This window comes from Jatrophihabitans sp. YIM 134969, from assembly GCF_054456675.1.
Genome location: NZ_JBTJEQ010000092.1, coordinates 1 through 5,179, shown reverse-complemented (window position 1 = coordinate 5,179; position 5,179 = coordinate 1). Strand labels below are relative to the sequence as shown.

Here is a 5,179-nt window from a genome sequence, read left to right as displayed (position 1 = left end):
GTCGCCGCCCGGCCGTACCCGTGGCCGCGGTGCCCGGGCGCGGTGCCGATCGGCTCGAGCAGGCCGGGCCGGCCCCGACCGGCCGACCAGGCCCCGGCAGCAGCCACGCCCACTCCCGCGGCGTCACGGAGCGTGAGGAACCGGGCCTCACGGAAGGGCGGGCTGGCCGCCATCGCCGCCCAGCGGGTGTGCGCCGTGCGCCGCTCGGCGCCGGTCACGGGCGCGGACCGGAAGGCGTCCCAGTGGATCTGCAACCACTCGTCGACGCCGTCGGGCCCGACCGCCTCCACTGCGACGCCGACGTCCGCGACCGGCGCGGTGAGGTCGAGGTGCAGCGGGGTCCAGCTCTCGTCGTCGACCCACCCCCGTTCGAGCAACCCGGACCGCAGCAACGGCCCGCACCGCGCCTCGACGGCCGCCCCGCCCGCGTCGAGCACGCCGCGCCCCGGCGTGTCGATGTCGGCGAGCAGGCGCTCGACCAGCTCGTGGTCGGCCTGCCACGTGGGGTCGACCGCCATCCGCAGCAGCTGCGGCGCGTCGAGCAGTCCGACCGCGACGATCTCGCCGCCGCGGGTCCACACCCGCACGTCGGCCGCGGTGCGCTCGGCGCCCTCGCGCCAGTGCCAGCCGAGGTCGCCCGGGTGCAGCTGCGACTCGCCGCGGTCGGTCGGCCACGTCCGCAGCGCGGCCGCCGCCTCGACGAGGCCGGACAGGTCCGGGGTGACGACGTCGATGTCCACCACCCGATCACCGCACACCTGCCCCCTCGACGCCAAGGGGTTTACCGTCGAGCGGTGCCGGCTTTCGAGGGATTCCGTTCGATCGACCACGAGGGCGAGGTCCGCATCCGCGCCGTGGTCGGCGGCGACGGCCCACCGCTCCTGCTGCTGCACGGCTACCCGCAGACCCACCGCATGTGGCACCACCTGGCCCCGGAACTCGCCCGCACCCACACCGTCGTCGCCGCCGACCTGCGCGGGTACGGGGCGTCGGGCAAGCCGGTCGACAGCGCGGACCACGCCACGTACTCGAAGCGGACGACGGCCGCGGACCAGGTGGGTCTCATGCGGTCCCTGGGCTTCGACACCTTCGCGGTGGTGGGTCACGACCGCGGGGCGCGGGTCACCCACCGGATGCTGCTGGACCACCCGGGATCGGTGCACCGTGCAGCGGTCCTCGACATCGTCCCGACCCACCACGCCTACGCCCACGTCGACCGGGAGTTGGCCGAGGCGTACGACCACTGGTTCTTCCTGACCGGCGCCGCCCCGCAACCCGAGCACCTCATCGGCCTCGACCCGGCGTTCTGGGTCCGGGCCAAGCTCGCGCAGTGGTCACGCAGCGGGATCGACCGCTTCGACCCGGCCGCCGTGCAGGAGTACGTCGACGCCTTCAGCGACCCGGCCTGCATCGCTGCGACCACGGCGGACTACCGCGCCGGCGCGAGCATCGACCTCGTGCACGACGAGGCCGACCGCACCGCGGGCCGACGGGTCCAGGCCCCGTTGCTGGTGCTGTGGGGCCGTGACGGGTTCGTCGGCAACCGTTACGACGTCCTCGACGTGTGGCGCGCCTACGCCGACGACGTCAGCGGAACCGCCGTGCCGGGCGGGCACTTCCTCCCGGAGGAGTCACCCGCCGAGACCCTCATCCCGCTGCAGGCGTTCCTCGGCTGAGCGAGGTCGGTCCCAGAGCAGCCACCACGTCGGCGAGGCGGCCATCGCCACCACGGCGTCGGGGGGGGAGCCCGGCGTCGTCGATCGTGTCGGGGCAGTACAGGACCAGCTCGCGGGCCGCCTCCACGGCGGCGGCGGAGGTGCGGGGCGGACGCGACACCCGCAGCGAGAGCGTCTCGCCCCCGAGCATCACCAGGTCCGCGCCGTACCGGTCGTGCCAGCGGCGCAGGAACGCGGCGTGGGCGTCGCCCGGCACCCGCCCGAGCGGAGCACCCTCCCACCCGAGTCGCCCGGGCACGTCCCACCCGCCCGGTGCGGGGAGGATGAGCAGCCGGTCGGGCGTGTCGAGCCGCAGCGGCGAGTCCTCGCGCCAGCGCGACGGGTCACCGGAGGTGAACGCCGCTGCACCGGCGCCGGTGAACCGGGGGTCGCCGCGGGCGAGCGCGGCCTCGAGCCACCGCGCCGCCTCGTCCTCGTCACCCGACGCAGGAGCATGCCCGTGGGCGCCGAGGTCCCCGTCCCACGTGTCCGCGGCGACGAGCACCGGGTAGAGCCCGGTGCTCGGGTGGTGCTCCCGCACCGCCGACCACAGGTCGAGGGCCTCGGCCTCGCCACGCACCGCCACCGACCACACGGTGAGATCCGAAGTGGGCTCGAGCGCGACGACGGTGTGGCGGAACCGCACACCCCGGTCGGCCAGGGGCTGCAGCGCGGCCGGGAGCGCCACCGACGAACGCCCCCGGCGCCCGAACAGCGCCACTACAGCGGCAGGTCTTCGAGCATCTCGGTGACCAGCGCGGCGATCGGCGAACGCTCCGAGCGGGTCAGCGTCACGTGGGCGAACAGCGGGTGCCCACGCAACGCCTCGATGACGGCGGCGACGCCGTCGTGGCGTCCGACGCGCAGGTTGTCGCGCTGCGCGACGTCGTGCGTGAGCACGACCTTGCTGCCCTGCCCGATCCGTGAGAGCACCGTCAGCAGCACGTTGCGCTCGAGCGACTGCGCCTCGTCGACGATGACGAACGAGTCGTGCAACGAGCGGCCGCGGATGTGGGTGAGCGGCAGGACCTCGAGCATCCCGCGGCTCATCACCTCGTCGACGACCGACGACGACACCAGTGCACCCAGGGTGTCGAACACGGCCTGGGCCCAGGGCGCCATCTTCTCGTTCTCGCTGCCCGGCAGGTACCCGAGGTCCTGGCCGCCGACGGCGTAGAGCGGGCGGAAGACGACGACGCGCTTGTGGGCGCGGCGTTCGAGCACGGCCTCGAGACCCGCGCACAGGGCCAGGGCCGACTTGCCGGTGCCGGCGCGCCCGCCCATCGACATGATGCCGATCTCGGGGTCCAGCAACAGGTCGATGGCGACGCGCTGCTCCGCGGAACGCCCGCGCACACCGAACACCTCGCGGTCGCCGCGGACGAGCGTCACGGTCTTGTCGGGGGTGATCCGCCCCAGTGCCGACCCGCGTGCACTGTGCAACACGAGTCCGGTGTGGCACGGGAGCTCGTCGACGCCCGATCCCACGAAGCCGTCGTCGGTCACGGGGATCGTTGCACCGTCGAACAGTGAGTCGACCAGGGAGTCGGGGACGTCGGCGTCGGCCATGCCGGTCCAGCCGCTGTCGACGGCCGCGCTGACGCGGTACTCGTCGGCCCGCAGGCCGACACTGCCGGCCTTCACCCGCAGCGGCATGTCCTTGGTGACCAGGGTGACGTTCTTGCCCTCGGCGTGGAGGTTGAGCGCCACGGCCAGGATGCGGGAGTCGTTGGTCTCGACCCGGAACCCGACCGGCAGCCCCGACAGGTCGGTGTGGTTGAGCTCCACGTGCAGCGTGCCACCGTCGGCGCCGACCGGCACGGGGGCGTCGAGCCGGCCGTGCTTGATGCGCAGGTCGTCGAGGACCCGGAGCGTGGCGCGGGCGAACCACCCGAGTTCGGGGTGGTGGCGCTTGGCCTCGAGTTCCCCGATGACGACCAGGGGCAGGACCACCTCGTGCTCGCCGAAGCGCCCCAACGCGCCCGGGTCGGACAACAGCACCGAGGTGTCGAGCACGAACGTCTTCGTCACGGCATCAGGCACGGATCACTCCTCGAGGGTGGTGGTCCGAGAGACCCCGCGGCTGCGTGGGGCGCTCGGACCCCTGTACGCCGTCGGCACCGAGGGGACCTCCCGAAGACGTCGGCGGAGAGCCGTCGTCACGACCCGGACGCTAGGCGCGTGGAACGCCGTCGGCGCCGCGACACGCGGAGTGTTCACACGGCCGACACCGGGAGAAACATCAGGCTCCACCGCAGGTTCAGGGTCGCGGAAGGGCGAGCCGGGGATGGCGCGGGCCGGCCGGTCCGGAGCGTCAGGCGCCGAAGCGTCGGTGGCGGGCGGCGTAGTCGCGCAACGCCCGCAGGAAGTCGATCTTGCGGAAGTCCGGCCACAGGGCGTCGGTGAAGTGGAACTCCGAGTGGGCGGACTGCCAGAGCAGGAACCCGGAGAGCCGCTGCTCGCCGGAGGTCCGGATGACGAGGTCGGGGTCGGGCTGGCCCTTGGTGTAGAGGTGTTCGGCGATGTGCTCGACGTCGAGGTCCTCGGCGACCTGTTCGAGGGTCTGACCGGCGGCGGCGCGCGCGTGCAGCAGGCTGCGGACGGCGTCGGCGATCTCCTGCCGGCCGCCGTAGCCGACGGCGACGTTGACGGTGAGCCCGGTGCGGTCGGCGGTCCGCTCGGCCGCGGACTTCAGCACGGTCGCCATGTCGGGCGGGAGCAGGTCGAGGGCCCCGACGGGGATGACCCGCCAGGGGGTCTCGGGCCCGGCGAGGTTGTCGACGACGTCGGTGATGATCTCGAGCAGCTGCGTCAGCTCGCGGTCGTCGCGGCTGGTGAAGTTGTCGGTGGAGAGCAGGAACAGCGTCACGTGGTCGATGCCGACGTCGGCGCACCACTGCAGCAGGTCCGCGATCTTGCGGGCGCCCTCGCGGTGGCCGTGGCTGACATCGAACCCCGCCGCACGGGCCCAGCGGCGGTTGCCGTCCAGCATCACCGCGACGTGCCGGGGCCGCGGACGTCCGACCAGCGAGGCCTTCAGACGCGCCTCGTAGAGGGAGTAGACCGCCGACCCCAGCCGCGATCGGGAGAGCCCCACGTCGGGCGACCCTAGACCGGTCGGACCCGGCTCGACACCGGGGACCGCCGAGTCGGGAACAGAAGTTGCTCGACGGCCGTTCGTAAGCATGTAATCATGTAAGTGGACATGGTTGAGATGCAGAGGAGAACGACCGTGAAGCACCCCCACGACACACCCCATCCCTTCGGCCCCGGCGGCAGCGGTTCCAGCGGTGGCTTCGGCTTCCGCGGCGCCCAGATCGCGGGCGAGATCCTGGACGAGCTGCGCAGCGAGCTGCGCGAGGAGTTCGGCGCCCGCCGCGGCGGACCGGGCACCCACGGTGGCCACGGCCACGGCGGTCCCGAGTTCCGGCAGGGCGACGGCCCCGGCCCGCGCGGCGGACGCG

General features: G+C 73.4%; 5 protein-coding genes and 1 pseudogene. 2 read left to right on the top strand and 4 right to left on the bottom strand.

What is annotated here, in order from left to right:
- The coding region (locus tag ACXR2U_RS23790; RefSeq protein WP_458827576.1) for a GNAT family N-acetyltransferase at positions 1–743 on the bottom strand (743 nt) is incomplete at its 3' end.
- 51 nt (positions 744–794) lie between these two features.
- Here ACXR2U_RS23790 and ACXR2U_RS23785 point away from each other — a divergent pair.
- Complete coding sequence (locus tag ACXR2U_RS23785) at positions 795–1,676, top strand: alpha/beta fold hydrolase (RefSeq protein WP_458827575.1); 882 nt, start codon at positions 795–797, stop codon at positions 1,674–1,676.
- Here ACXR2U_RS23785 and ACXR2U_RS23780 read toward each other — a convergent pair.
- The 3 genes from ACXR2U_RS23780 to ACXR2U_RS23770 all read right to left on the bottom strand — a co-directional run bounded on the left by ACXR2U_RS23780 (position 1,648) and on the right by ACXR2U_RS23770 (position 4,791).
- Positions 1,648–2,403: a DUF4253 domain-containing protein gene (locus tag ACXR2U_RS23780; protein WP_458827574.1), complete on the bottom strand. Its 756-nt coding sequence runs from the start codon at positions 2,401–2,403 to the stop codon at positions 1,648–1,650. The two genes, ACXR2U_RS23785 and ACXR2U_RS23780, sit on opposite strands and share 29 nt — an antisense overlap.
- 32 nt (positions 2,404–2,435) lie before the next feature.
- Entirely contained in the window at positions 2,436–3,758 is a 1,323-nt protein-coding gene (locus ACXR2U_RS23775; protein ID WP_458827573.1) for a PhoH family protein, read from the bottom strand.
- Between the two features lie 271 nt (positions 3,759–4,029).
- On the bottom strand, positions 4,030–4,791 hold the full coding sequence (locus tag ACXR2U_RS23770; RefSeq protein WP_458827577.1) for an isoprenyl transferase: 762 nt from the start codon (positions 4,789–4,791) through the stop codon (positions 4,030–4,032).
- 156 nt (positions 4,792–4,947) lie between these two features.
- Here ACXR2U_RS23770 and ACXR2U_RS23765 point away from each other — a divergent pair.
- Positions 4,948–5,179 (top strand): annotated as a pseudogene (locus ACXR2U_RS23765) (hypothetical protein); the annotation flags it as partial.